Source organism: Rhodococcus oryzae, assembly GCF_005049235.1.
GTDB lineage: Bacteria > Actinomycetota > Actinomycetes > Mycobacteriales > Mycobacteriaceae > Rhodococcus_G > Rhodococcus_G oryzae.
The window spans coordinates 493,836-520,444 of sequence record NZ_SUMD01000004.1; the positions used below are offsets into that span (position 1 = coordinate 493,836).

Sequence of the window (26,609 nt, forward strand, 5' to 3'; positions counted from 1 at the left end):
ACGGTAGCCACATGAGGATCAACGAGCGGCAGGCATTGACCGCAGGACTCCTCCTGTCCATGATCCTTGGCGTCGTTTTCGGTGCCTCGGCTGGTAGTTGGACCAAAGGAACCGTGACCCTGTTGGTTTGCGTGGTTGCCACCGGACTGGCGTTCCTGGTCCTCCGGGCCGTTTACAAGAACCGGCCGCAGGTTTGACGCCTACGAGATGAGGGATCGCGCGCCTTCTCGGCAAGGCGCATCTTTGCTGGGCTAAGCGCGGCGGCAGTCCCACAAATGGACCGCTTCGTTGCCGGATTCTGCCGCCCCTCCGGAGCGGGGCAGTGCTGCCGACAAATGCATTGCGCAAGTGACTGCGATCAATGGCGACAGTCGGGGGCGACGAACCGATCTCTCGTTCGTTCGTTAGCCCCCGAGCCGGTCCGTGTCTGTGACGTTCGCGAGCCGCACCTGCCCCTTGGCCACCAGGCGGTCCCGCTCGTCCACCACGGCGACCTGCCACAGCTGTTGCGTGCGGCCACGGTGCACCGGCGTCGCCTCCGCGAAGAGGACGCCATCGCGGGTGGCCCGCAGGAAGTCGGTGTTGTTGTTGACGCCGACCACATGCCCCCGGTCACCCAGCCAGATGCTGCCCGCGATGCTTGCGAGCGTCTCGACGACGGCGCAGTGCACGCCGCCGTTCATGATGCCCGCCGGCTGGTACAGCTCGGGACGGACGGTCCACTTGGCCCGGACCCGGTCGCCGCTGAGTTCGGTGTACTCGAGCCCCAGCACCTCACCGAATCCCTTGTTGAGGAACGGGGTTGCGGCCGCGGGGTCCATCCCGGACAGATCGCTCATCGAGGACACGTTGCTCATCTTCACACTCCATCGTTGCCGGTCGAGTGAATGTACCTTTCGCCCGAAATGCCGACGGGCCCCGCACCCGAAGGTGTGGGGCCCGTCGTGGGGAAGGACCGGGAGTCTCTGCAGCCCTCAGGACTCCGGCGCGGTCCGATCATTCACGTTCCGAGAACGACTATAGGCAAGCCTGGCCTAACTTGCAAGCGCAGCGACGCCGCGGCGAAAAGCTGCCCGGTCGGCACGCGCCCGGACCGGCACCCCGGCACCCTCAAAGGCGTCGAGCAGGCCCTGCCCCCGGCGCATCGCGGCGGACTCGCCCACGCCGCCGAGAATGGGAACAAGCGTGGCGGCACCGAGGATCGCCTCACCGACCATGGCCCACAAGCGCGATCGATCGAGCGGCACGATCAGGTCCAGCGCATCGAAGAACGCGACCAGCGCGGTGTGGCAGCGGTGCGCGGTCCACACCAGCAGAGCGCCCTCGCACGGCAACGTCACCGCGGCACGCGTCCCGGCCCAGCGATCACCCGGCAGCACCCGCAGCACCGGATCGCTCACCCCGGCCCAGTCGATGCAGCCGTCGCTGTCCATGTGCAACCACAGGTTCTCGAGACCCGGATCCCAGGCGCGCCCCTCCAACACCACCAGCGACGCCACCCGGCCGATCACCGCGTGGATGAGCGCGGTCGCGACCGAGGCGGCCGCCGCCTCCGGATCGCAGAGGTCGGCCAGCGCCCGCTCGACCATCCGCTCGAGGCGATCGCCGTGAATCCCCTCGACGGCAGACCACCAGCGACGCTTGCCCTGGTCGGCCATCAGAGCGACGGCATACACCCGCGGGTACTCCGGATAGACGCCCCGGAGTCGGAGACAGGAGTCGTCGAGCGCGGCGGCCGGGTCGTTCCCCACCGGTTTCACCGAAACGGCGGTCGATGACACTGCGAACGGGGGCGCTGCGATGGATGACACTGCTCACTCCTGGGTCGGCGACATTCGGACATCTCGTCGAGATCAACTACAGGGCGACCGCTTGCGGGTCGACCGCGAATGTAGGTTAGCCTAACCATTACTTGCGGGCGAGCGGGAGCCGGACCCCCGGCCGGGGATAGGGTTCCGTAACCTAATCTCGCAAGCTTGCGCCTCGCCGATCAGGAGCCCCCGACCGTGACGTCCACCCCCACACCCGGTTCGGTCGCCGCTCGCCCCGGGCCGACCGAGACCCGGGGGACCCACCCGACCGAGATCTACGGTTCGCTGGAGGTCCCGACCGGTCCGGCACCGCTGCAACGCCGGCTGCTCGCCACCCTCGCGGACCTCGGCGTGGTCGCCCTCCCCCTGGTCATCGGCTGGTTCATCGTCGACTCCCTGCGCGACGACAACGGCGGCGGCCAGATGGATCGCGCGGTCTTCGGCGGCGTCGCGCTGATCACCGCCGCCGCCCTGCTCGTCTGGAACCGCGGCAGCAGGGAAGGCGCCACGGGCCAGAGCGTCGGCAAGGGCTGGCTGGGCCTCGTCACCCGGGACGCCGAGTCCGGTCAGCCGCTGGGCACCCGCCGGGCCCTGCTCCCCCGCACCGGCTCCGAGGTCGTCCGGCTCAAGACCGCGGTCGCGGAGGGTTTCACCCCGATCCGCCGCGACACCTCGATGGCCGCGATCCGCAAGCGCCGACTGCTCGGACTCGCCCTCCTGGTGCTGCTGCTCGCGGCGGCCGCGCTCGCCAGCGTCGCCGTCGGCGCCCGGCCGATGACCTTCGCCGAGATCTTCCACGCGCTGTTCACCCCGACCGGGCTCGACACCGACCTGGTGGTGCGGACCCTGCGCGTGCCGCGCACGGCCCTCGGGATCGCCGTCGGCATCGCGCTCGGCATCGCGGGCGCGCTCATCCAGGGCCACACCCGTAACCCGCTCGCCGACGCGGGCCTGCTCGGCCTCAACGGCGGCGCCGCGTTCTTCGTGGTGCTCTCGATCTACATGTTCGGGCTGGCCGGACCGAACGAGTACCTCTGGTTCGCCTTCGCCGGGTCCCTCGCCGCGAGCATCGTCGTATTCGGCATCTCGTCGATCGGCAACGGCAGATCGAGCCCACTGAGCCTCGCGCTCGCCGGTGCCGCAGTGGCGATGTTCCTCAGCGCCATGACGAACACCGTCATCCTGCTCGACCAGACCAGCCTCGACGGCTACCGGTTCTGGGTCGTCGGCTCCATCGCCGGGCGCGGACCGGAGGTGCTCTGGCAGGTGCTGCCGTTCCTGGTCATCGGCGCGCTGATCGCGATGGCGAGCACCCCGAGCCTGAACGTGCTCAGCCTCGGCGACGACGTCGCCCGCGGCCTCGGCACCAACATCGTGTTGAGCCGGACGATCGGCATCATCGCGATCACCCTGCTCACCGGCGCCGCCACCGCCGCCTGTGGCCCGATCGCCTTCGTCGGACTGGTGGTACCCCATGTCGCCCGGTCGATCACCGGACCGGACTACCGCTGGCTGGTGCCCTATGCCGGCATCATCGGGGCGATCATGGTCCTGCTCGCGGACGTGATCGGCCGCGTCGTGGTCCGCCCCGGCGAACTCCAGGTGGGCATCGTGTTGGCGCTCTTCGGTGCACCGTTCTTCGTCGCGCTCGTCCGGCGCAGAAAGCTGGTGTCGCTGTGAGCCTGATCGACGACAAGGTCGAACTCCCCACCACCGTGCCGTCGCGCCCTGGGTTCCGGGTCGGGCCGGTCTCCCTGGTCCGCCGCACCACCATGGTCGCGATCACCGCCGGCCTGCTGCTCGCCGCGTTCCTGCTGCTGTGCATCAACATCGGCCGCGGCGACTTCGCAATCTCGGTGCCGACCGTCGCCGAGATCCTCTTCGGCGGCGGCACCAAGGTCGAGCGGTTCATTGTGATGGACCTGCGCCTGCCGCGCGCCCTCACCGCGCTGCTCACCGGGCTCGCGCTCGGCATCTCCGGCGCGATCACCCAGTCCATCCTGCGCAATCCCCTGGCCAGCCCGGACCTGTTGGGTATCACCGCCGGGGCGAGCGCGGCCGCCGTGGCCCTCATCGTGCTGGCGGGCGGCGGCAGCTTCGTGGGACTGCTCGCGGTGCTCGGCATCCCGATCGCGGCGCTGATCGGCGGCATCGCGACTGCCGTCATCATCTACGCGCTCGCGTGGCGCGGCGGAGTCCAGGGCTACCGGGTGGTGCTGATCGGCATCGGGTTCAACGCCATGCTGATCGCCGCGATCCAGTGGATGCTGATCTCCGCCGACATCAACGACGTCGCCCGCGCGCAGGTCTGGCTGAACGGCTCCCTCAACGGCAGCGACTGGGCGCAGGTCTGGCCCGTCGCGATCGGCGTCGCGGTGGTCGGCACCATCGCGCTGATCTCCTCGTTCACCCTGGGCGCGCTGCGTCTCGGCGACGACAACGCGCGCTCGCTCGGCGTCCGCCTCCAGGCCGGTCAGGCCACCCTGCTGCTGGCCGCGGTGGCGCTCGCCTCCATCGCGACGGCCGCCGTCGGCCCGATCGGGTTCGTCGCGCTGTGCGCTCCGCAGCTCGCACTCCGGATGCTGCGGACCGCGGGACCGCCGATCCTGGCCTCCGGCCTGATCGGGGCCGTTCTGGTGGTCGGCAGCGACGTCATCGCACGCACGATCCTCCCCGTCGAACTCCCCGTCGGCATCGTGACCTCGGCCCTCGGCGGACCGTTCCTGCTGTACTTGCTCGTCCGCAACAATCGAAAGGTGTCGGTCTGATGAGCGAGCTCACCACCGAGCACACCGTGCCCCGGCTCGCGGCCGAGGCCCTCACCGTCGGCTACGGCGACCGCATCATCGTCGACGGGCTCGACCTCGAGATCCCGACTGGCGTGGTGACGACGGTCATCGGGCCGAACGGCTGCGGCAAGTCCACCCTGCTCCGCTCTCTCGGCCGACTGCTCAAGCCGAAGTCCGGCCAGGTGCTGCTCGACGGCAAGGCCATCTCCACCCTCAAGACCAAGGACGTCGCGCGCACGCTGGGCATGCTGCCGCAGGCACCTGTCGCCCCCGAGGGACTGACCGTGGCCGACCTGGTCGCCCGCGGACGGCACCCGCACCAGTCCTGGATCCGACAGTGGTCGGCCGATGACGAGGGCGAGGTGGCAAGGGCGCTGGCCCTGACCGGGGTGTCCGAACTCGCGGACCGACCCGTCGACCAGCTCTCCGGCGGGCAGCGCCAGCGCGCCTGGATCTCGATGGCGCTCGCCCAGGGCACCGACATCCTGCTGCTCGACGAGCCGACCACGTACCTGGATCTGGCGCATTCGGTCGAGGTCCTCGACCTGGTGGACCGGATGCACGAGGAACTCGGACGCACGGTGGTGATGGTGCTGCACGACCTGAACCTCGCCATCCGGTACAGCGACCGCCTGATCGTCATGTCCGAGGGCGCGGTCGTCGCGTCCGGCACCCCGACCGAGGTCATCTCGGAGGAGCTGCTGTTGGAGGTGTTCGGGCTCGAGGCCCGCGTCATCGAGGACCCCGTCTCCGACCGACCGCTGATCGTGCCCATCGGGACCCGGCACGTGTACGGGTCGATCGGCGGGCCGGTGGCCGCGGCCGACACGGTGGGCGTCGGCTCGGCGTGAGTCAGGCTGCCACTCTCGAGCGACCTGCAAGCAGTCGCTAGCGGCAGGCACTTTCGAGCGACCTGCAAGCAGTCGCTAGCGGCAGGCACTTTCGAGCGACCTGCAAGCAGTCGCTAGCGGCCGCCGATCATGGTGCGCACCAGGCGAACTCCCTGGCCGATCGAGACCTCCGGCAGGTAGGCCCGGCCGATGGCGTTGCCGATGCTCGGCAGCGCCGCGGGATCGGCGAACGTCATGTGCATCGGCACGTACTCGGGCTGGAACTTCGATTTGAAGGCCAGCAGGGACCGGAACCCGTACACCGGCTCCAGGGTCTTGCCGAGCACGTCGAGGAGACGGTCGAGCACCGTCGACAGCGTGGACCGCTCGAGGTCCTCCTCGGTATCGGCCGCTGCCTCCGGCGAGACGACCTTCGCCAGCGGCGCTCCGGACAGGCTGACGAACTCGGCGCCCTCCTCCTTGAGGAGCATCGCCGCGGACGCGATCAGGAACTCCATCGCGGGCCGGAAGCCCTCGGACCGGCGGCGCATGAAATCGAGGGTCCAACCGACAACCCGGCCGTCCCGGTAGACGGGCATCCACGAGGTGACCCCGTGCACGGTGCGCTCGGCATCCACGGCGACCAGGCACCGCACCTGCGGGTCGTCGATCTCCTCGAGGCCGCCGAGCGTGAAGCCCATCTCCGGCATCCCCTTGTCCGCCACCCACTCCTCCGAGATGGCGGTGATCTGATCGGTGATCGCCAGCGGGGCGTCGGGGAACGAGATCCACTCGGCGCTGATCCCGTCCTTCTTGGCCCGGTTCACCGCGGTGCGCACGTCCTGGAACTTCTTGCCGGTGAACGCGAGATCGTCGAGCCGGAGCACCGTCTCCTCCGCGACCTGGATTCCGGACCACCCCATCGAGTCGGTCACCTCCCGCAGCTCTCCGGTCACCGAGTAGAAGCACGGAATCCACCCGCTTCCGGAGGTGAACTCCGCGAAGTCGGTCACGTTCACCCGCAACCGTTCCGGCGGACCGACGGGATCGCCGGTGGTCAGCGCGACGCCCGCGATCACCCGGTATGCCACGTAGCTCGTCCCGTCCGGACTGAACCAGTACTTGTTGCCACGCCAGGTCGTCATCCAGGACAGCGGGCTGCCACCGCTGGCGCACAACAGCTTCCGGGCCCGTTCGGTGTCCTCGGTCTCGGCGCCGTAGGCCGGCTTGAGGAACGTGGCCAGCGTCGCCACGCAGGCGACCACCCAGAACACCACGCCGGTCCACTCGAACAGCAGCGTCGTGGCGGCGCTGTCGGGCAGCAGGCGCGGGTCCAGCCACTGCAGGTAGACCGGGGGGATCAGGCGTTGCGGGTAATCGGCGAGCAGACCCGCGAGCCCCGGATCCCGGTCGAACCCCTTGCGCGCCAGCAGCCCACCGACGACATACACGATGCCGAGCCCCGCGGCGACGGCCAGCAGGATCGTCCACATCCGGCGATACGTGCCCTTCGGCGCGGCGACATCGAAGAACCGCCGGGTCAGCAGCAGCACCACGAGGATGGCGAGCGGCGTCAGAAACGGCGTGATGGTCCGGTACAGGTTCGGCGAGTCGAGGCCGTAGAAGAGCGAATCCTCGCCGACCGATTCGATGAACCGGACGACATAGTTCGCCACCGACAGCGCGAGCAGGATCGCGTGCACGACCACCGCCGCGATCCACGCGAACCGCCTGCCCCGGCGCAGGCCGTCCGCGAGCACCAACAGGAAGATCGAGGGCATCAGGCTCAACAGGGTCGGCCCGACCCCACCCAGTCGCAACCCCAGCAACCCGCGCCTGCACGCCTCGCTGTTCGACGCGCCCGCACAGATGGCCCGCACCTCGTCCGGTGTCCATGGCACCCCGCGGAACAGTTCGCGCAGCACGGCCAGCGGTCCGACAGCGTTGGGCGAGAGGGCCGCCAGCGCAGGGCCGAGCGCGCCGGCCGCGACCACGATCGCGACGAGCACCCGGCCCTCGCGACGGGTCCCCGCGAGCCGAGCCCCGCGCGCCGACCGACCGACGATCCAGGGACCGAGGACAAGCCCCACCACCGCCGCGGCGAGCCGGATGATGTCCTCGAGGTGCCCGCCGAACAGTGCGAGGGTGATCAGCAGCGCGAGCAGCCCCACCCGGGTCCGCCGCCGCCACAGCGTGTCCATCCGCGAACTCGCCACCATGGCAACGCCGACGATCCACGTCGTCGGGCCGACCGCGGCCCCGATGTGCAACCGGAAGCCCCACCCCTCGTCGACCAGTTTCACCAGCGCGGCCACCCCGATCCCCAGCAGCGTGCCCAGCACCTGGGTGCTCGCCGCCGCCACCGCGAAGCGGCCCGAGCCGATCCGGTGCTCGATCGGGGCGGCCACCAGCAGGACCAGCACCGTCGCGACCAGATACCCGGCCAGGCCCGGTGCCCAGAGCCCGGCGGTGAGCGCCGTCCAGAGCCGACCGTCCTCGAACGCCCCGATCCCCGCCGCAAAATGACGGTCCACGTACCGCGACGGCCCGGACAGCAGGCTGCCGGTCGCCGCGCCGAGGACCCAGATCAGGACCAGTAGCCCGATGCTGACCGGCGCGCCGGACGCCCCGGACCTGGCCAACTCGAGGAGCCTGCGGGTCTGTCGGGTGGCCGCCGTCGCCGTCGCCTGAGTCACGAAATCAGCCCCATCCTCGTCGCCAACCACCCGAGCTCGCGTTCGAGCCCGGCCGACCACACCGCAAAGCTGTGTCCCCCCGGCAGTTCCACGTACTGCACGTCCATCCCCGCGGCCTTGGCCGCCTGGTACACCCGCTCGGCCCCCGGCCGATACTCGCCGTCGTCGCTGCCGACGACGAACACGCCTGCCGTGTCGGGGTAGGTGCGCGCGGCCATCAGGTCCATCGGGTTCACCGCCGCGAACTTCGACGCATCACCGCCGAATGCCTCGTCGACCGTGCGGGCCCGGCCCCCGAGCGTCGGCTCCTCCTGACCCGACAGGTCGAGGAACGTCGGATACAGGTCCGGATGATTGGTGGCCATCTGCAGTGAACAGGTGCCGCCGTAGGACAGGCCGCCGATCGCCCAGGTCCGCGGGTCACGGTTCACCTCGAGGTGCGACTTCACCCAGTCGGGCACGTCCTCGGCGAGGTAGGTCGCCACATTGCCGAGTTTCGAGTCGAGGCAGAGCGGGTTGGCGAGTTGGGACCCGGTGCCGTCGGCGACGACAACGACCGGGGCCAGGCCACCGTGCTTGGCGGCGAAGTCGTCCATCGTCTGCGCCAGCCGTCCCCCGTTGAACCAGTCCGCAGGCGAACCCGGCTGCCCGGCGAGCAGGACGAGGACCGGCAGCTCGGGCCGGGGGTCGGCGAAGTAGGCGGGCGGGAGATAGATCTGCGCGTCCCGCGCCCCGAAGCCCGACGCGACGCCGGGTATGGACACGGTGGTGACCCTGCCCTCGGTGGGCAGGTCGGCAGGTGGCCGCCACACCGACTCGAGCGGGACACCGGTGATCGGGTCGGGCGTGGGCGGCGGGACCTCACCGAAGGCGATCTCGTTGGGGTTCGGGAGGCCGAGGACATCGCGCACCGTCGGATACGCGGCGAAGACCAGGTTGATCTGCGCGCCTGCCGCCGCGGCCACGGCAACCGTCGCGAGCACGGAGACCACCGCCCGCCACACCCGCCGGTCGAGTAGCAGCCGCGCCACCAGCAGCGCCACCGCGAGGATCCCGAGGCCGATCCAGACATAGATCTCGGTCTCGATCGGATCCGGGAACGGCCGCCACCACTTCTCGACGACCACCCAGAGGAGGGCGGTGCACCCGAGCGCGACCGCCGCGGCGAGCGGGATGGCCCGCTGCCGGTACCGACGTGGGTCCGTGGTCGGGGCCAGCAGCAGCCAGAGCCCGCCGACCGCGCCGAGGGCCGCGATGAACCACGGTAGCGGGCCGGAGGTCAGTGACCAGCGAAGCAGCCAATCCACGGGTACGCCTCTCGACGGGTGACAGCAGACTATTCCCTCCGGCGCCCTCGGGCCGGTACCGAAACGAGCCCATCCACACATAGCACGGATCCGGGGATTTCGTACTACGAGTAGTAGTACGCATCTGCGTCGGACAGTCCGTACACTGTTCCTATGGCAGGACTTGGGGAACTCGAGCGCGCAGTCATGGACCACCTCTGGTCCAGTTCCGAACCGCAGACCGTGCGACAGGTGCACGAAGCTCTCGCCACGCGCCGCGAGCTGGCGTACACGACCGTGATGACGGTCCTGCAGCGTCTCGCGAAGAAGAACCTGGTGATTCAGCAGCGCGACGATCGTGCGCACCGCTACGTGCCCGTACATGGCCGCGACGAGCTCGTCGCGAGCCTCATGGTCGACGCACTGCAGCAGGCGGACGAGTCCGACGGACGGGTCGCCGCACTGGTGCATTTCGTCGGGCAGGTGGGCGCCGACGAGGCGGCCGCACTGCGTGAGGCTCTCGCCGCGCTCGAGGCGTCGGAGGCGTCCAAACCCACCCTCCGGAGCGTCGATCCGGGGACCGATCGCGCCAGCTGACCCCACAATGTGGATGATGGGTGGGCAATGAACCCCACCACCGCACTGGCCTTCGCGCTGCTCGCATTGTTGCTTGCAGGGCCGGTGCCAGCCCTCCTCTCCCGGGCGACCTGGCCGTATCGGGCGCCTAGGGCGGCACTGGTGCTGTGGCAGGCCATCGCACTCGCGGCCGTGTTGTCGGCGTTCAGTTCTGGACTTGCGATCGCGACGGAGCTGCTCGTACCCGGACCGGACGGCAGGCCGACCACCGCGCCGACCGCCGAGATCGACGCGCTCGGGCTCCCGCTGTGGATCGCCTATGTGGTGGTGCTCGCGCTCACCCTCCTGATCGGCGCGAAGCTGGTGTTCTCCATCGCCTCGGTCGGTGTGCGCACGCGCAGGCGCCGCGCCCGGCACCGGATGCTCGTCGACCTCCTCGATCAGCGCGACCCGCAGCGTGGACGCAACTCGAACCTCCGGGTGCTCAGCGCCTCGGAACCGATCGCCTACTGCCTGCCCGGCCTGCGCCAACGGGTGGTGCTGAGCGAGGGCACCCTGGCGAACCTCCAGCGGGAGGAGATCACGGCGATCCTGATGCACGAGCGCTCCCACCTGCGTGCCAGGCACGACCTGGTGCTCGAGGCGTTCACCGCGGTGAACGAGGCCTTCCCCCGGGTGGTCCGCAGCAAGTCCGCGCTCGGCTGCGTACAGCTACTCGTCGAGATGCTCGCCGACGACTCGGCCCTCAAGGTCACCGGGCCCACTCCCCTTGCCCGCGCGCTCGTCGCCTGCTCGGGTTCCAGCGCCCCCGTCGGCGCCATGGCGGCAGGCGGTCCACACACCCTGACCCGGATCAAGCGACTCGGGGGCGAAGGGAACGACTTGCAGCTCGCGGCCGCCGCCTATCTCGCGTCGGTGGCCATCCTCGTGGTGCCGACGATCGCCGTCGCGGTGCCCTGGCTGGTCGAGCTCAGCCGCCTTTTCCGGGGCTGAGCCCGACCCGTCGCCGCGTCAGGCGACCTGGAGCACGGTCCGCACCGGGGTCGGATTGCGGGTCAGGTCCAGCACCGGGCAGTGTTCGTCCACCACCTCCTGCAGCTCCGCGTACCGCTCGGCGCTCTCCGGTCCGGTGAGTGTGACGGTGACCCGCACCTCGCCGAATCCGGGGCGAACCGCCTCGTCGAGGCCGAAGAATCCCTGCACGTCGAGGTCTCCCTCCGCCGTGGCGGTGATGTCCTCGATCTCGAGGCCGAGCTTGTCCGCCCAGAACCGATAGGTCACCACCTGGCAGGACAGCAGCGCCGCCAGGTGGTACTCGACAGGATTGGGCGCGGTGGATCCGCCGCCGAGCGCGGGCGGCTCGTCCACCTCGACGGAGTGCTTGCCGGCTCGGACTGTGCTGGCGACCGCGTCGTGCGCCGTCGCGTTCGCCGTGAACCGGACCCTGGCGTTGGCGCGATCCTTGCTGACGGCGTCGGTGGTCGCGCGGATGATGCCGCCCAGGTGTGAGGTCGCGACATCGGGGTTCGGGGTCGTGAGCACAGCATTGATCGTGGACATGGAAAGGGCTCCTTGCGCAGGATGTGGGTGAACGTCGCAGGATTCGACTCCGCGAGCGACGGTCGCGGTTCAGGTCGGATCAGAAGCCGCGACAAGCGGCGGCACACACCAGCGCAAGATCGATGTGCCGACGACGGACGAGGGCCATAGCCGCATCGGTCACGTGGGTGTCGGTCACGAGGCGATGCTAACCGGTGAATCCCGGTGGTGCACAGGGACTCCGCGCACCTCAACGGCCGTCCTACCGGCAGTTGCCCACGTCACAACCCTGCTGACGTGTGGTTTTCCTGCGCCTCGCGTACACTGAACGACGGCCGCAATCGCGGTCCATCAATTGATTGTTCAGGCACCCAGCCCCGCCCCCGGCCGTAATGTCACCGGGAAAGGCCAGGCGAAAATGTGCCCTGGCTCGTCTCTTTGCGTGCTGCATGACAGCTCGCGCTCCGCGACGCGCCCGACGTCCGGAGAGGTATCCGCGTGACCGACGCTGTCCACATGTCTTCTGCTGCCCCTGTTTCCCCCGAGGAACTGGCGCCGCTCGAGTCCCCCTCGCCCGCCGAGGAGACTCCCACCATCACCTTTGCCGAGATCGGCCTGCCCGCACCCGTGGTCGCCGCCCTCGCCAAGAACGGCATCACCGTACCGTCGCCGATCCAGGCGATGTCCGTGCCCGACGCGATCGCGGGCAGGAACGTCCTCGGCCGCGCCCAGACCGGTTCCGGCAAGACCCTCGCCTTCGGCCTGCCGATGCTGGCCCGGCTCGCGCAGCACGAGGACCGTCCCGCGGCCAAGCGGCCGCGTGCCCTGGTCCTGGTGCCGACCCGCGAGCTCGCGATCCAGGTCGTCGACTCGCTCTACCCGTACGCGTCCTCGGTCGGCGTGCGCGTGCTCGCCGCGGTCGGCGGCATGCCGTTCACCAAGCAGGTCGAGCAGCTGCGCCGCGGCGTCGACATCCTCGTCGCCACCCCCGGCCGCCTCGGCGACCACCTGCGGCAGGGCACCTGCATCCTCGACCAGGTCGAGATCACCGCGCTCGACGAGGCCGACCAGATGGCCGACATGGGCTTCCTGCCCGAGGTCCGCTCGATCCTCGGCGAGACCCGGCCCGACGGTCAGCGCCTGCTGTTCTCCGCGACCCTCGACCGCGAGGTGCAGTCGCTGGTCCGCCAGTTCCTGGCCGATCACGTGACGCACTCGACGGAGGACGGCAAGGCCAGCGTCGACACCATGGAGCACTACGTGCTCCTCGTCGATCGCGGACAGAAGGACGTCGTCCTCGCCGAGATCGGCGCCCGCGACGGCCGCACCATCATGTTCGCCCGGACCAAGCTCGGCTGCGAGGGCATCACCGATCGTCTTCGCGCGGTTGGCATCCCGGCCGAGTCGCTGCACGGCGGCAAGGCCCAGAACCAGCGCACCCGCGTCCTCGAGCGTTTCAAGAGCGGCCGCACCCCGGTGCTGGTCGCCACCGACGTCGCGGCCCGCGGCATCCACGTCGACGGCATCGACCTGGTCGTGCACGTCGATCCGCCCGCCGATCACAAGGACTACCTGCACCGCGCAGGCCGGACCGCCCGCGCGGGCGAGAAGGGCACGGTCGTCGCGATCGTGCTGCCGAACCAGCGCCGCCTGGTCCGCAAGCTGACCGGGATGGCGGGGGTGGACGCCACCGCGGTGAACGTCGCACCCGGGTCCGAGGAGCTGGCCACCATCACCGGCGCCAAGGCGCCGAGCGGCGAGCCGGTCCGCGAACAGCACTTCAAGAGCGATCGGTTCGGCGACCGGCCCCGTCGTGAGGGTGGCTACCAGGGCAGCCGACCCCGCCGTGAGGGTGGCGGCTACCAGGGCAGCCGTCCCCGCACCGAGGGTGGCTACCAGGGCAACCGGTCCGAGGGCGGCTACCAGGGCAACCGCCCGCAGCGCGACGGCGGCGGCTACCAGGGCAGCCGACCCCGCACCGAAGGCGGCTACCAGGGCAACCGCTCCGAAGGTGGCTACCAGGGCAGCCGACCCCGCACCGAGGGCGGCTACCAGGGCAACCGCCCGCAGCGCGACGGCGGCGGCTACCAGGGCAGCCGACCCCGCACCGAAGGCGGCTACCAGGGCAACCGCTCCGAGGGCGGCTACCAGGGCGAGCGCAAGTTCAACGACCGTCCCCAGCGCAGCGAGGGCGGCTACCAGGGCAACCGCCCGCAGCGCGACGGCGGCGGCTACCAGGGCAGCCGACCCCGCACCGAAGGCGGCTACCAGGGCAACCGCTCCGAGGGCGGCCACCAGCGTTCGCACGGCAGCCGTCCCTACGGGGACCGCCCGCAGGGCGACCGCCCGTACGGCGACCGCCCGAACCGCGACTCCGGCAACGGTGAGCGCAGCTATGGGGATCGCCCCCAGCGCAGCGGCGATTCCTCGCGTTCCGGCGGCTTCCGCAGCCGGACCGAGCGCCGCTCGTACGACGGATTCGAAGGACCCCGGGGCGATCGCTGATCGCTGGACGCCCACGCGTTCGACATAGACACCCAGACGCCACCGACCGCATACGCGGTCGGTGGCGTCTCGGCTATCCGGGCACGCGACGGACGGCACCCGCCCCCGTCGACAGGTATCGGGACCCCGCGCTTTTCTTCGCGGGCCCAGCAAGGGAAGGTGTACGGCATGACCGAGAACAGCAGCACGACCGCCCGCGCGCAGATCGGCGTCACCGGACTTGCCGTGATGGGCTCCAATATCGCCCGCAACTTCGCCCGGCACGGACACACCGTGGCACTGCACAACCGGAGCGTCGCAAAGACCGACGCCCTCATCGCCGAGCACGGCGGTGACGGAGACTTCGTGCGCACCGAGACCGTCGAAGAGTTCGTTGCGGCACTGCAGAAGCCGCGCCGGGTCCTGATCATGGTGAAGGCGGGAGACGCCACCGATTCGGTGATCGAGGAGCTCGCCGCGGCGATGGAGCCGGGCGACATCATCATCGACGGCGGCAATGCGTTGTACACGGACACGATCCGCCGCGAGGCCTCCCTCCGCGACCGCGGACTGCACTTCGTCGGCGCCGGCATCTCCGGCGGCGAGGAGGGAGCACTGAACGGCCCGTCGATCATGCCGGGCGGCCCCAAGGAGTCGTACGAGTCCCTCGGACCGCTGCTCGAGTCCGTGGCAGCTCAGGTCGACGGCACCCCGTGCTGCACGCACATCGGCCCCGACGGCGCAGGCCACTTCGTGAAGATGGTGCACAACGGCATCGAGTACGCCGACATGCAGCTGATCGGCGAGGCCTACCACCTCTTCCGTGACGCGCTCGGCCTCGACGCCGGCCAGATCGCGGACGTCTTCACCGAGTGGAACGCAGGCACCCTCGAGTCCTACCTGATCGAGATCACCGCAGAGGTGCTGCGCCAGAAGGACGCCAAGACCGGACAGGCACTCGTGGACGTGATCGTCGACGCCGCCGAGCAGAAGGGCACCGGCCGCTGGACGGTCAAGTCCGCGCTCGACCTCGGCGTCCCGGTCACCGGCATCGCCGAGGCGGTCTTCGCGCGCGCCCTCTCCGGCTCACGCACCCAGCGCGCGGCCGCCCAGGCGGCGGGCCTCGCGTCCGGCGCGCTCGGCGAGAAGCCGAGCGATGCAGCGCAATTCACCGAGGACATCCGCGCCGCCCTCTACGCGTCGAAGATCATCGCGTACGCCCAGGGCTTCGACCAGATCGCCGCGGGCAGCGCCGAGTACAACTGGGACCTCAAGCCCGCCGACCTGGCCACCATCTGGCGCGGCGGCTGCATCATCCGCGCGCAGTTCCTCAACCGCATCAAGGATGCGTACGAGGAGAACCCCGCCCTGCCGAGCCTGATCCTCGCCCCGTACTTCCGGGAATCCATCGAGGCGGGCATCGACAGCTGGCGCCGCGTCGTCGCGACCGCGACCCTGCTCGGCATCCCGGTCCCCGGTTTCGCCTCCTCCCTGTCGTACTACGACGGCCTGCGTGCCGAGCGCCTGCCCGCCGCGCTCACGCAGGGGCAGCGTGACTTCTTCGGCGCGCACACCTACGAGCGCACGGACCGTCCGGGCAAGTTCCACACGCTCTGGAGCGGCGACCGCAGCGAGGTCGAGGCGTAGCAAACGCCGACGTCCTACGAGCCCGGCCTCCGGTCGGCGCACACCGAAGGGTGTCCGCCGACCGGAGGCCGGGCTCGACTCGTCAGGCCACCATCCGGCCGCCGGGCGGCGGCCCCAGCAACGGCTGCACGATGGTCGAGCTGATCTCGGCCTCCCACGGCATCAGCCCCTGACAGTCGGCCCAGACCGCCTGGACCGCGGACACGTGTGCCGGCCCGTACAGCCCGACCGCGCGCAACAGCCAGGACTCGTACTCGCGCGCCCGGATCAGGCACACCTCGAGCCCGCCGACCTCGAGCCGCTCCCCCGGCCCGAGCCGATCGCCGTGCCACAACCGGTGGGCGAGCTCGCCAAGGACCGCCACCGACTCGTCCGCGGCGCGGCCGGTGACGATCACCTCGGGACAGCCGATCTCGGTCAACCCGACCGTGTAGCAGAAGGCGGGATGGACGCCGCGCTCGTCGACGGAGGACTCGACATACTGCAGCGCCCAGCCGAATCTGTCGATGGTTCGCAGCATCCTCCGGTGCGCCTCCTCCGGCGTCATCCCCTCGCAGATCTCACACATGACCACCCTCCCGACATCGAATGTATGTTCGATGTGATCATGCGCCGTGCCACCGACACCGCGCGCCCGCGCGGATGCCATAGCGGACGCATGCAGGAGAAATGATGGAACCCTTGGGTCGGAGCGGTAACCTCACTGCACGCGCCGACGACGTTCCGTGAGATCGGGGGCGCCCCGCGGCCCAACACTCGGAGGCAACCGCGACATGTCCGACCCAGCCACCACAGGACCCGCAGACACGTTCGCGGGCCTCGGCCTCCCGCCGCTTCTAGTGCAGTCGCTGAACCGGGAGAAGATCACCGCCCCGTTCCCGATCCAGGCCGCCGCGATCCCCGACATCCTGGCCGGGCGGGACGTGCTCGGGCGCGGGCCGACCGGTTCCGGCAAGACCCTCGCCTTCGGGCTGCCGATGCTGGTCCGGCTCAAGGGAGCCCCCAGCACACCCGGGCGCCCCCGCGGGCTCGTGCTCGCGCCGACCAGGGAACTGGCCGCACAGATCGAGAAGGCCCTCGACGAGTCCGCGCTCTCGCTCGGACTGCGCCTGGCCTGCGTGGTCGGCGGGCTCCCCATCAAGGCACAGGCGCAGCGGCTCGCCCGCGGAGTGGACCTGCTGGTGGCGACGCCCGGCCGGATGGCCGACCTGATCGCCCAGGGCGCCGCCTCGCTCGCCGACGTCCGCGTGACCACGATCGACGAGGCCGACCACATGGCGGAGCTCGGGTTCCTGTCGCAGGTCACCACCCTTCTCGACCAGACGGCGAAAGACGGTCAGCGACTGCTCTTCTCGGCGACCCTGGACGGTGGAGTGGACGACCTCGTCCGGGACTACCTGCACGATCCCGTCACGCACGCCACCGCGCCGGTGGGCGCCTCGGTGGCCACGATGGAGCACCACCTGCTCCACGTCCGCAAGGCCGACAAGTGGGTTGTGCTCGCCGAGATCGCCTCGCGCAGCGGCAAGACCCTGCTCTTCGTTCGCACCAAGCACGGTGTGGACCGGGTGGCCGAGGAGCTGCGGGCGGCCGGCGTCGTCGCGGGGGCATTGCACGGCGACAAGACGCAGAGCAACCGCACCCGCACCCTCGCGGCGTTCGCCGACGGCGACACCCCGGTCCTCGTCGCCACCGACGTCGCGGCCCGCGGTATCCACGTGGACGGGATCGACCTCGTCGTCCACGTCGACCCGCCCGCCGAGGCGAAGGACTACCTGCACCGCGCCGGACGGACAGCTCGCGCAGGCGAATCCGGGACGGTGGTGACCCTGGTGACCGACGACCAACGCGCCGAGGTCGCCGCGCTCACCGCGAAGGCAGGCGTGGACGTCATCGGCGTCGAGGTGCGCCCGGGCGCACCCGAACTCGTCACCCTCACCGGCGCCCGCGAGCCCACCGGCGTCCCCGTGCCCCCGCCCTCCGCACCGGCGCCGACGGCACCGAAGGAACGGGCCACCGGACCGGGTGCCCGCGACAGACGTCCGGGCGCGACCACGGTTCGCTCCGGCGGGCGGCGCGGCAGCGGCGCAGGGGCGCACGGCCACCGCAACCGGGGAGGGCGCTGAGCGATGTCCGGAACCCCGCTGCTGGCAGTCGCGTTCGCGCTGATCGGTGCGCTGCTGTTCGCCTGCGGCTCCGTCGCCCAGCAGAGCGCGGCGGCCGGGGTCGGCGAGGACGAAGCCCTGCTCGCCGAGCTGGTCCGGAGCAAGCGATGGTGGGCGGGACTACTCGGCGACGGCGGCGGGTACGTGTTCCAGGCGATCGCGCTCGGCGTCGGGTCGGTGCTCGTGGTGCAGCCGCTGATCGTGGCCTCGCTGCTGTTCGCGCTTCCCCTCTCCGCCCGGTTCAGCGGCGCCAGGATGACCGCGCGCACCTGGGCGATGGCATTGACGCTGGCGGCTGCGCTCGTCGTGTTCCTGATCGTCGGGAATCCGACCGAGGGACACAATTCGGCGGCGATCGCCGACTGGCTGATCCCGCTCGCGGGGGTCCTCGGACTGGTCGCCGCGGCGGTCGCGGCCGCGCTGGCCCGGATCCGCCCCGGCCCGCGGGCCCTGCTGCTCGGGTTCGCCAGCGGCGCGCTGTATGGGGTCGCGGTCGCGCTGACCAAGTCCGTCATCGACCTGTTGCACCTGGGCCCGGCGGCCGTGCTCGGCAACTGGACCACCTGGGCCCTGATCGCCGCCGGACTCACCGGGTTCTACCTCCAGCAGCGTGCGTTCCACGCGGGCTCCCTCTCGGCATCGCTACCCGCCATCACCATCGCCGAGCCGTTGGTGGCCGCCTTCCTCGGGTTCGCGGTGCTCGGTGAGCGGCTACGGGTGCACGGCCCCGGCATCGCGCTGATCGCCGTCGCGGTGCTCGCCATGGTCGTCACCACCGTCGGGCTGTCCCGATCCCAGGCCGATGTGACGACCCACGCCCAGTCGTCGCAGCCGGTACTCTCGTAAGACGTGCGCTTCCTCGACGGCCAGCAGCCGCCCTATGACCTGACCTACGACGACGTCTTCATGGTGCCCAATCGCACCGACGTCACCTCGCGCTTCGACGTGGATCTGTCCACGCTCGACGGATCGGGGACCACCATCCCGATCGTCGTCGCCAACATGACCGCGGTCGCCGGGCGCCGGATGGCCGAGACCGTCGCGCGCCGCGGCGGGATCGTGGTCATCCCTCAGGACATCCCGGCCTCCGCCGTCACCGAGACCGTCGCGTTCGTCAAGAGCCGCCACCTGGTGGCCGACACCCCGGTCACCCTCGGCCCCGAGGACTCCGTCTCCGACGCGATCGCGCTGCTGCCGAAGCGTGCGCACGGCGCCCTGGTCGTCGTCGAGAACGACCGGCCGATCGGCGTCGTCACCGAGGCCGCGTGCGCGGACGTCGACCGCTTCGCCCGGCTCCGCTCCGTCGCCATCACCGACTTCGTCACCGCGCCCGTGACGGCCTCCCCCCGCGAGGTCTTCGAGCTGCTCGAGACGAAGCACGACCCGATCGCGGTCATCGTCAACGAGGACGGCACCCTGGCGGGCGTGCTCACCCGCACCGGCGCGATCCGGGCGGGCATCTACGAACCGGCCCTGGACGCGGACGGCAAGCTGCGTGTCGCCGCGGCCGTCGGCATCAACGGCGACGTGGCCGCGAAGGCGAAGGAACTGGTCGCGGCGGGCGCGGACGTCCTCGTGATGGACACCGCACACGGTCACCAGCAGAAGATGCTCGACGCACTCGGCGCCGTCGCGTCGCTCGACCTCGGTGTGCCACTTGCCGCAGGCAACGTGGTCTCGGCGGCAGGCACAAGGGACCTCATCGCCGCGGGCGCGAACATCATCAAGGTCGGCGTCGGCCCCGGCGCGATGTGCACCACCCGGATGATGACCGGCGTCGGCAGGCCCCAGTTCTCGGCGGTGGCCGAGTGCGCTGCGGCCGCACGGGAACTCGGCGCCCACGTGTGGGCGGACGGCGGCGTCCGGCACCCCCGCGACGTGGCGCTGGCCCTCGCCGCGGGCGCGTCGAACGTGATGATCGGTTCCTGGTTCGCCGGCACCTACGAGTCACCAGGCGATCTGCGGATGGACCAGGCGGGCAACGCATACAAGGTGAGCTTCGGCATGGCGTCCAAGCGCGCCGTCGCGGCCAGGACTGCCACCGACAGCGCCTTCGACCGCGCCCGTAAGGGACTCTTCGAGGAGGGCATCTCGAGTTCCCGCATGCGCCTGGACCCGGACCGCCCTGGCGTCGAGGACCTCATCGACCACATCTGCGCCGGCGTGCGCAGCACCTGCACCTACGCAGGCGCCCGCACGGTCGAGGAGCTGCACGAGAAGGCACTGCTCGGGGTCCAGTCCGCGGCCGGGTTCGCCGAGGGCCGCCCGCTGCCTGCCGGCTGGTAGCGAGCCGACACACCGGCGCACCACCTCTACTACCGGGCACGGTCCGCCGTGCCCGGTAGAATCGTGGTCTGCACGCGCCCACGCGCAGGGAAAGCCTGCGCACAACAGGAAGGAACAAGGTGCCTGAGGCACCCACTCTGACCGTCGTCGACTCGACCGAGTCCGGCGACGAGAGCACCTCTACGGAGGGCTCCTCTACCGAGCCGGGCGACAAACCCGGCGCACATCCCCCACTGTTCGGACCCACGCTCGGCGGCGATAGCTGATGGAGATCGCACTCACCGTCTTGAGCCTCATCGGGTTCGCAGCCCTGACCGCAGGCACCGCGCTGTTCGTGGCCGCGGAATTCTCGCTCACCGCGCTCGAGCGCAGCACCGTCGACGCCCACGCGCGCGACGGCGACCGGCGTTCGCGCCAGGTGCAGCACGCACACCGCACGCTCTCGTTCCAGCTCTCCGGCGCCCAGCTCGGCATCACGATCACCACGCTGATCACCGGCTACCTCGCGGAGCCGGTGCTGGCCAAGCTGATCGACCCACTGTTGACCGCCGTCAACATCAGCGAATCCGTTGCCAGCGGCATCTCGCTGGCGCTGGCCCTGGTGCTGGCCACCTCGCTGTCGATGATCTTCGGCGAGCTGGTGCCGAAGAACCTGGCCATCGCCCGCCCGCTGCAGACCGCGCGCGCCACCGCGGGCCTGCAGGCCGGGTTCTCGGCGGTGTTCAAGTGGGCCATCAACGGGCTCAACGGATCAGCCAACTGGGTGGTCCGACGGCTCGGCATCGAACCCGCCGAGGAACTGCGCTCGGCACGCTCTCCCCAGGAACTGGGCTCGCTGGTGCGCACCAGCGCGCGCCGCGGCGCGCTCGACGCCGGGACCGCGCTGCTCGTCGATCGCTCGCTGAGGTTCGGCGAGCTCACCGCGGAGGAGCTGATGACCCCGCGGGTGAAGGTCGAGACCCTCGCACTCCGGGACACCGTCGCCGACCTGATCGAGGCCGCGTCCCGGACGGGCTTCTCGCGGTTCCCGATCGTCGACGGCGACCTGGATGACACGGTCGGGGTCGTGCACATCAAGCACGCGTTCACGGTGCCCGCCGCCGGCCGCACCTCCACGCCGCTGATCACCCTCGCACAGAAGGTCCCGGTGGTGCCGTCGAGCCTCGACGGCGACGAGGTGATGGAGCGAGTCCGCGCCGACGGCATGCAGGTCGCGCTCGTGGTCGACGAGTACGGCGGCACCGCGGGCATGGTGACCATGGAGGACCTGATCGAGGAGATCGTCGGCGATGTCCGCGACGAGCACGACGAGCAGGAGATCGAGGTACAGCGCAGCGGCGACAGCTGGATCTGCTCGGGCCTGTTGCGCATCGACGAGGTCTCTCAGACCACCGGTTACTCGGCACCCGAGGGCGAGTACGACACCCTCGGCGGCCTCGTCCTGGCCCACCTGGGCCGGATCCCCGAGGTCGGCGACCAGGTGGCGCTGCCCCATCCGGACGACGACGGCCGCTCGGCGGGCGGGTGGATAGCCAGGGTCGCCGCGATGGACGGCCGCCGGATCGACCGGGTGGTACTGACCCCGGTCGCCGACCTGGCCGACCACTCGACGGAGACACTTGCCGATCACTCGGCGGAGACACTTGCCGATCACTCGGCGGAGACACTGACCGATCACTCGGCGGAGACGAAGGAGCGCGGCGATGAGTGACCTCTTCGCGGTCGCCCTGACCGTTCTCCTGTTGGCGGGCAACGCGTTCTTCGTGGCCGCCGAGTTCGCGCTGATCTCGGCGCGACGCGACCGGCTCGAGGCCCTCGAGGCCCAGGGCAAGAAGCGGGCGCGCACGGTGATCAGGGCGGGCGAGAACCTCTCGCTGATGCTGGCGGGCGCGCAGCTCGGCATCACGATCTGTTCGATCCTGCTCGGCCGGGTGGGCGAGCCCGCGATCGCGCACCTGATCGAGGCGCCGTTGGATGCCCTCGGCGTGCCTGCCGGGTTCCTGCACCCCATCGGGTTCACGCTCGCGCTCTCGCTGGTGGTGGTGCTGCACATCCTGCTCGGCGAGATGGTGCCGAAGAACATCGCCATCGCCGGGCCGGAACGCAGCGCGATGCTGCTGGTCCCCATGCACCTGGCGTTCATCCGGCTCGTCCGCCCGCTCATCGCGTTCTACAACTTCTGCGCGAACGCGTCGCTGCGGCTGATGCGGGTACAGCCGAAGAACGAGCTGGACACCACGGTGTCGGCGCTGGAGCTCGCCGAGATGATCGGCGAGTCCCGGTCCGAGGGGCTGATCGACGAGGAGGAGCACCGACGGCTGACGTTGGCGCTGCACACCGCCGACCGGACCGTCGCGGATGTGCTGATCCCGCTCGACAAGGTGCGCAGCGTGCCGTTGACCGCGAACGGGACCACGCTCGGTGCCGTCGAGGAGGCGGTGATCGAGACCGGGTACTCCCGCTATCCCGCGCGGCTGGCCGACGGAACGCTGGCCGGGTACCTGCATCTCAAGGACGTCCTCGACGAGGTCGGTGACGTCAACGCGGGTCCGGACACGGTGATCCCCCGCTCGGACGTGCGACCGTTGCCGCAGGTGCAGGTGCAGACCCCGCTCGACGAGGCGCTCGGCACGCTGCGCCGCGCGAGCAGCCATCTGGGGTCGGTGGTCGACGAGACCGGGCAGACGATCGGCATCGTCGCGCTGGAGGACCTGGTGGAGGAGTTCATCGGTACCGTGCGTGACGGCACCCACCGGATCGACGACGCGGTGCCGGGGCAACGGACGCCGTGACACAGCCGGACCTCTCGAGCGGTCCACTCGTTCTCACGCAGGACGAGTGGACCGCCCGCCGCGACGCGCACCGGGACCGGGTGGACGCCCTCATCGGGGCGCACCTGTCCCGGCAGACGCGCGGCGAGAAGCACCCGGTGATCGACTTCCTGTTCACCTACTACAGCCTGCGGCCCGCGCAGCTGCGACGCTGGCACCCCGGCCTGGGAGTGCGACTGACCGGGCCCGCGGCGCGCGAGTACTGGGACTACTCGGGGTACCACCGGTGCGGCGACGACGCCGAGGCCGATCCCCGCGTGCTGACCCAGCGCCGCTCGATGCTCGAGTTCACCGAGCGCCTGCTCGCGGGCACCACCGAGCGGCCCGCGCAGCTCGGCTGCTTCGGCCTGCACGAGTGGGCGATGGTGTACCGCGGCGGCGCAGAAGCGGTCCGGCATTCGGGTACCCCGCTGCGACTCGGGCCGGACGGCACCGACGCGGTGGTCGAGTCGATGAATCTGCGATGCACGCACTACGACGCGTTCCGGTTCTTCACCCCGGACGCGGTGGGCCGCAACGACACCCCATTGCGGCGCGAGGACCAGGCGGCGCGGGAACAGCCGGGTTGCTTGCACGCGGGCATGGATCTCTACAAGTGGTGCTACAAATTGGCGCCGCTGGTCGACTCCGACCTGCTGCTGCGGTGTTTCGAGCTGGCGATGTCCGCGCGGGAGCTCGACATGCGGGCGAGCCCGTACGACCTGAGCACACTCGGCTACGAGCCCGTGCCGATCGAGACCGCGGCGGGCCGGGCGGACTACGTGCGGGCGCAGTCGGCGCTGGCGGAGCGGGCCGCACCGCTGCGGGCAGAACTGCTCGCCCGCTGCCGGTCGTTGCTGAAACGGACCTCGTTCAGCGAGTCCAGCTGAGTTCTCCGGCCTCGATTCGCTGAGCGGTGCCTTCAAGCCAGTCGACATCGTGCCGGAGACGCGACAGCAAGTACTGCGCCTCGATCATGTGGACTTCGGGTTCGGCCGGGTCATGGGCGGCCTGTTCGAGTTCGCGGACCTCGCCTCTGATGAGTTCGACCCGCTTCTCGAGAACTGTGACGGCTTCCGCGGGCTGCAGGATCCCGAGGTACGCGAGTGCGGTGACGAAGGTGGGTCCGCCGGTCAGGTCGGCTTCGCGAAGTTGCTGCTGCACCCGCTCGGCGAGTGCAGCCACACCCGCTTCGGTCACCGCAATGGCGGCGCGGTCGTTCTCGCTCGCCGCTGTGACCCAGCCTTCTGTGGTCAGACGGTCCAGGAGTGTGTAGACGGTCGCATTGCGCACTCGGAGGTACTCATAGCGCCGCGTGAGTTCGCGGAACAGCGCGTATGCGTGGCGTGGTTGCTCGACCAGCAGGCCGAGAATGGGCAACACGAGGGGGTTGTCGAGCGCGTTCTTGGGCACCACCGAAGCCTATCCAATGGCCGTATACGGCTAGTCATATATGGTTAGCCGTATACGGCTAATGGAGGTGACATGATTTTCGGGATCTGGCCTGGCGTCGTCGCGGCAGACCTTGTCGACTTTCGACCACTCGACTGCCCACCGGAGGATCCCACTGCGACGCTGTCGGCGCTTCGAGGCCTGCAAGGTGACGCGCCCGCGTTCTATGTGCGCTGCTATCGGCACTTCGGGGTCGGTGTACCGCAGGGAACGGCGACCTCCCGAACCCCAGGCCACCCCGAGTTGTACGCGGGAGACGGGCGTCTGACCGACCTGGTCGCCTGCTACCAGAGCCCGGAGCCGGACCCGAGTGGCTTCGCCGAGTTTGTTCGCGAAGCTGTTCGAGACGTCGCCGAATGGGGCGGCGGCAAGGTGCAGGTCGGTGAGGAGCTGAACATGCCGGCACCGCAGGACGGGGGCAGCCCGGGATGCTTCGACGCCGTTGCGGCCGGCATCGCTGCCGCGTTCGAGGAACGTGAGCGACTCGGCGTCGACGTCGAGATCGGGGTGAACTCGGCCGGCATGGCCGATCCGGCCTTTTGGCGGCGGCTGGCCGCCACCGTCGGCGTAGAACACCTCGAGGCACTCGACTACATCGGCTTGGATGCTTTTCCCGATGTATTCCACCCCATCCCGCACGATCGGCTCGCCGCTTCGGTCACGTATCTACTGGAGCGTTTCCGTTCCGTCACAACAGAATTCGGGGTCCCCGAGAGCACCCCGATTCACGTCACCGAAACGGGGTGGCCGACCGGCGCCGATCGGGACGAGGCAACTCAGCGCATCGTCCTGGAGACTGTGGCCAACGCCGCTCTCCATTCGGGCGTGGGTGTCACGGCGTACGAGTTCTTCGGGCTTCGAGATGGACACAGCGACGCGGAATGGACCAGCCGTTTCGGACTCCTGCGCGACGACTACACACCCAAGCCCGCCTTTCACGCCGTCCGCGACCTCATCGCCGGCCGATCCACACCGTGATTGCGATGTGCGCGACGTGCCACCAGCTCACCGCCGCCTGACTGAGGTCCTTGCCCGCCCGATCAGCCGCCCTGCGAGGCCCACTCGATCGCGGCCTGCTCCTCGGCGAGCGCGAAGGCGCGGACCTCACAGGGGAACAGGAAACTGATCAAGTGGATGGCCTTGCCGATCCACTCGTGATCGGTGACCAGTGCGATCCGACCCCAGCTGTGGCGTGGACGGGACTCCAGCTCGGCGTCCTGCCACAGCGCACCGGCGGTGTAGCGGCTCAGGTCGTCGCCGAGCACATAGACGATGTTGACCTTCTCGTGCTGGGCGATCTTCGCGTCGATGGCCGGGTCGAGGACGTCCTTGTAGTCCTGCGCGGTCACCGTCCCGGTCGCCCGAAAACCCAGGGTGCCTGCGGGCAGGTTCTCCATGGTCTCGATCACGGATCCATGGTTTCACAGCTCGAGTCCCGGTGTGACGCAACGCGAGAGTGCCATGGGCACCGAATCGCTCGCGTCCTTCGGACGCGTGCTGCACGATCACACGGTGAAGTTCACCCGAGAAGACATCGACACCCAGGAACTCGACCGGCGCCGGGCGCTCTACGGCCCGCTCACCGCGGCGGTCCGCGACCTCGTCGACGCCACCATCCGCACCGAGGTCGACGAGGCGGTGATCCGCGAGGTCCAGGCCACCATCGTCGACGCCACCGCGAAGCTGCGCGCCACCCAGATCGACGGCGGATTCGGGATGCGGTTCACCGCCGACGGCGAGTCGATCGCCTGGGGCAACGCGGGGATCGGCCTGCGGAACGCGATCGCTCCCCCGCTGGTCATCGAGTCCGACGACGCCGGCCTGCACTGGACGGAGGTCACCCTCGGCGCCGCCTACGAGGGCCCGCCGGGGCTGGTGCACGGCGGGATCTGCGCACTGGTGATGGATCACCTGCTCGGCACCACCGCCAGTTCGATCGAGCCGCGGTTCACCGGCACCCTCACGCTGCGGTACCGGCGCGGCACCCCGCTCGGACCGCTGCGCGCCGAGGCCCACATCGATCGCAACGAGGGCCGCAAGACCATCGTGGTCGGGACCCTCTCGGACGCCATGGGCGTCACCGTCGAGGCCGAGGGGATCTTCATCGGGCCCGCCGTGCCACAGGCGTAGCAGTACCCCAGGAATACCGTCCGAATCAGTACGGTTGGACTGTTAGCCCACCAGGACAAACAGCTAGACGATTACCGCCGAGTAACATCTAGTCCGTCTACATGAGGC

24 protein-coding genes are annotated in these 26,609 nt (G+C 70.0%); 16 read left to right on the top strand and 8 right to left on the bottom strand.

Annotation, left to right across the window (positions count from 1 at the left end; all coding sequences use genetic code 11):
* The first annotated feature begins 11 nt into the window (after nt 1–11).
* Entirely contained in the window at nt 12–197 is a 186-nt protein-coding gene (locus FCG67_RS11185) for a hypothetical protein (protein WP_136909766.1), read from the top strand.
* Nucleotides 198–404: 207 nt separating this feature from the next.
* Here FCG67_RS11185 and FCG67_RS11190 read toward each other — a convergent pair whose 3' ends face one another.
* Both FCG67_RS11190 and FCG67_RS11195 read right to left on the bottom strand, forming a co-directional pair.
* Nucleotides 405–839 (bottom strand): PaaI family thioesterase, encoded by a 435-nt coding sequence (locus tag FCG67_RS11190; protein WP_397513361.1) that lies wholly within the window; start codon nt 837–839, stop codon nt 405–407.
* Between the two features lie 195 nt (nt 840–1,034).
* A complete protein-coding gene (locus FCG67_RS11195; RefSeq protein WP_211243166.1) occupies nt 1,035–1,760 on the bottom strand; it encodes a hypothetical protein in 726 nt (241 codons plus the stop codon).
* A 324-nt stretch (nt 1,761–2,084) separates the two neighbouring features.
* Between FCG67_RS11195 and FCG67_RS11200 the strand changes: the two genes are divergently transcribed.
* Genes FCG67_RS11200 through FCG67_RS11210 form a run of 3 tightly spaced genes read left to right on the top strand, consistent with a single transcriptional unit; the run spans nt 2,085 to nt 5,451 of the window.
* Nucleotides 2,085–3,491: an iron chelate uptake ABC transporter family permease subunit gene (locus tag FCG67_RS11200; RefSeq protein WP_136909949.1), complete on the top strand. Its 1,407-nt coding sequence runs from the start codon at nt 2,085–2,087 to the stop codon at nt 3,489–3,491.
* Nucleotides 3,488–4,579 carry a FecCD family ABC transporter permease gene (locus tag FCG67_RS11205; RefSeq protein WP_136909768.1) on the top strand — a complete coding sequence of 364 codons (1,092 nt, stop codon included), beginning with the start codon at nt 3,488–3,490 and terminating at the stop codon, nt 4,577–4,579. The genes FCG67_RS11200 and FCG67_RS11205 overlap by 4 nt, the downstream gene beginning before the upstream one ends.
* Entirely contained in the window at nt 4,579–5,451 is an 873-nt protein-coding gene (locus tag FCG67_RS11210) for an ABC transporter ATP-binding protein (protein WP_136909770.1), read from the top strand. The genes FCG67_RS11205 and FCG67_RS11210 overlap by 1 nt, the downstream gene beginning before the upstream one ends.
* 113 nt (nt 5,452–5,564) lie before the next feature.
* Here the strand turns inward: FCG67_RS11210 and FCG67_RS11215 are convergent, their stop codons facing one another.
* Entirely contained in the window at nt 5,565–8,126 is a 2,562-nt protein-coding gene (locus FCG67_RS11215) for a bifunctional lysylphosphatidylglycerol flippase/synthetase MprF (RefSeq protein ID WP_136909772.1), read from the bottom strand.
* Nucleotides 8,123–9,433, bottom strand: coding sequence for an alpha/beta hydrolase (locus tag FCG67_RS11220; protein WP_211243167.1), 1,311 nt, complete (start codon nt 9,431–9,433; stop codon nt 8,123–8,125). The genes FCG67_RS11215 and FCG67_RS11220 overlap by 4 nt, the downstream gene beginning before the upstream one ends.
* A gap of 153 nt (nt 9,434–9,586) precedes the next feature.
* Between FCG67_RS11220 and FCG67_RS11225 the strand changes: the two genes are divergently transcribed.
* Complete coding sequence (locus tag FCG67_RS11225) at nt 9,587–10,009, top strand: BlaI/MecI/CopY family transcriptional regulator (protein WP_136909776.1); 423 nt, start codon at nt 9,587–9,589, stop codon at nt 10,007–10,009.
* A 27-nt stretch (nt 10,010–10,036) separates the two neighbouring features.
* Nucleotides 10,037–10,981 (top strand): M56 family metallopeptidase, encoded by a 945-nt coding sequence (locus tag FCG67_RS11230; protein WP_136909778.1) that lies wholly within the window; start codon nt 10,037–10,039, stop codon nt 10,979–10,981.
* A gap of 18 nt (nt 10,982–10,999) precedes the next feature.
* Here FCG67_RS11230 and FCG67_RS11235 read toward each other — a convergent pair whose 3' ends face one another.
* The gene (locus FCG67_RS11235) at nt 11,000–11,548 is read right to left on the bottom strand and encodes an OsmC family protein (RefSeq protein ID WP_136909780.1); all 549 of its coding nucleotides are present in this window, start codon (nt 11,546–11,548) and stop codon (nt 11,000–11,002) included.
* 495 nt (nt 11,549–12,043) lie between these two features.
* Here FCG67_RS11235 and FCG67_RS11240 point away from each other — a divergent pair, with 495 nt between their 5' ends.
* Nucleotides 12,044–14,032 carry a DEAD/DEAH box helicase gene (locus tag FCG67_RS11240; protein WP_136909782.1) on the top strand — a complete coding sequence of 663 codons (1,989 nt, stop codon included), beginning with the start codon at nt 12,044–12,046 and terminating at the stop codon, nt 14,030–14,032.
* A gap of 168 nt (nt 14,033–14,200) precedes the next feature.
* Nucleotides 14,201–15,658 carry an NADP-dependent phosphogluconate dehydrogenase gene (gene gndA / locus FCG67_RS11245; protein ID WP_136909784.1) on the top strand — a complete coding sequence of 486 codons (1,458 nt, stop codon included), beginning with the start codon at nt 14,201–14,203 and terminating at the stop codon, nt 15,656–15,658.
* Between the two features lie 82 nt (nt 15,659–15,740).
* Here the strand turns inward: gndA and FCG67_RS11250 are convergent, their stop codons facing one another.
* A complete protein-coding gene (locus FCG67_RS11250; protein WP_211243168.1) occupies nt 15,741–16,226 on the bottom strand; it encodes a DUF4262 domain-containing protein in 486 nt (161 codons plus the stop codon).
* Between the two features lie 205 nt (nt 16,227–16,431).
* On the opposite strand from FCG67_RS11250, the gene FCG67_RS11255 reads away from it, so the two are divergent.
* From FCG67_RS11255 to FCG67_RS11280, 6 genes are all read left to right on the top strand, one after another.
* Complete coding sequence (locus tag FCG67_RS11255) at nt 16,432–17,784, top strand: DEAD/DEAH box helicase (RefSeq protein WP_136909788.1); 1,353 nt, start codon at nt 16,432–16,434, stop codon at nt 17,782–17,784.
* A 3-nt stretch (nt 17,785–17,787) separates the two neighbouring features.
* A complete protein-coding gene (locus FCG67_RS11260) occupies nt 17,788–18,669 on the top strand; it encodes a DMT family transporter (protein ID WP_136909790.1) in 882 nt (293 codons plus the stop codon).
* Between the two features lie 3 nt (nt 18,670–18,672).
* Nucleotides 18,673–20,109, top strand: a complete 1,437-nt coding sequence (gene guaB1, locus FCG67_RS11265; protein ID WP_136909792.1) for a GMP reductase — start codon at nt 18,673–18,675, stop codon at nt 20,107–20,109.
* Between the two features lie 265 nt (nt 20,110–20,374).
* Complete coding sequence (locus tag FCG67_RS11270) at nt 20,375–21,820, top strand: hemolysin family protein (protein WP_136909794.1); 1,446 nt, start codon at nt 20,375–20,377, stop codon at nt 21,818–21,820.
* Nucleotides 21,813–22,901, top strand: coding sequence for a hemolysin family protein (locus FCG67_RS11275; RefSeq protein ID WP_136909796.1), 1,089 nt, complete (start codon nt 21,813–21,815; stop codon nt 22,899–22,901). The genes FCG67_RS11270 and FCG67_RS11275 overlap by 8 nt, the downstream gene beginning before the upstream one ends.
* The gene (locus tag FCG67_RS11280) at nt 22,898–23,809 is read left to right on the top strand and encodes a 3-methyladenine DNA glycosylase (RefSeq protein ID WP_136909798.1); all 912 of its coding nucleotides are present in this window, start codon (nt 22,898–22,900) and stop codon (nt 23,807–23,809) included. The genes FCG67_RS11275 and FCG67_RS11280 overlap by 4 nt, the downstream gene beginning before the upstream one ends.
* On the opposite strand, the gene FCG67_RS11285 is transcribed toward FCG67_RS11280, so the two are convergent.
* Nucleotides 23,793–24,332, bottom strand: coding sequence for a PadR family transcriptional regulator (locus tag FCG67_RS11285; RefSeq protein ID WP_136909801.1), 540 nt, complete (start codon nt 24,330–24,332; stop codon nt 23,793–23,795). The two genes, FCG67_RS11280 and FCG67_RS11285, sit on opposite strands and share 17 nt — an antisense overlap.
* Nucleotides 24,333–24,404: 72 nt before the next feature.
* Here FCG67_RS11285 and FCG67_RS11290 point away from each other — a divergent pair, with 72 nt between their 5' ends.
* Nucleotides 24,405–25,349 (top strand): glycoside hydrolase family 113 protein, encoded by a 945-nt coding sequence (locus FCG67_RS11290; protein WP_136909803.1) that lies wholly within the window; start codon nt 24,405–24,407, stop codon nt 25,347–25,349.
* A gap of 62 nt (nt 25,350–25,411) precedes the next feature.
* On the opposite strand, the gene FCG67_RS11295 is transcribed toward FCG67_RS11290, so the two are convergent.
* Nucleotides 25,412–25,780 carry a SpoIIAA family protein gene (locus FCG67_RS11295; RefSeq protein ID WP_246045003.1) on the bottom strand — a complete coding sequence of 123 codons (369 nt, stop codon included), beginning with the start codon at nt 25,778–25,780 and terminating at the stop codon, nt 25,412–25,414.
* 31 nt (nt 25,781–25,811) lie between these two features.
* Between FCG67_RS11295 and FCG67_RS11300 the strand changes: the two genes are divergently transcribed.
* The gene (locus FCG67_RS11300; RefSeq protein ID WP_342775483.1) at nt 25,812–26,501 is read left to right on the top strand and encodes a PaaI family thioesterase; all 690 of its coding nucleotides are present in this window, start codon (nt 25,812–25,814) and stop codon (nt 26,499–26,501) included.
* Nucleotides 26,502–26,609: the final 108 nt, after the last annotated feature.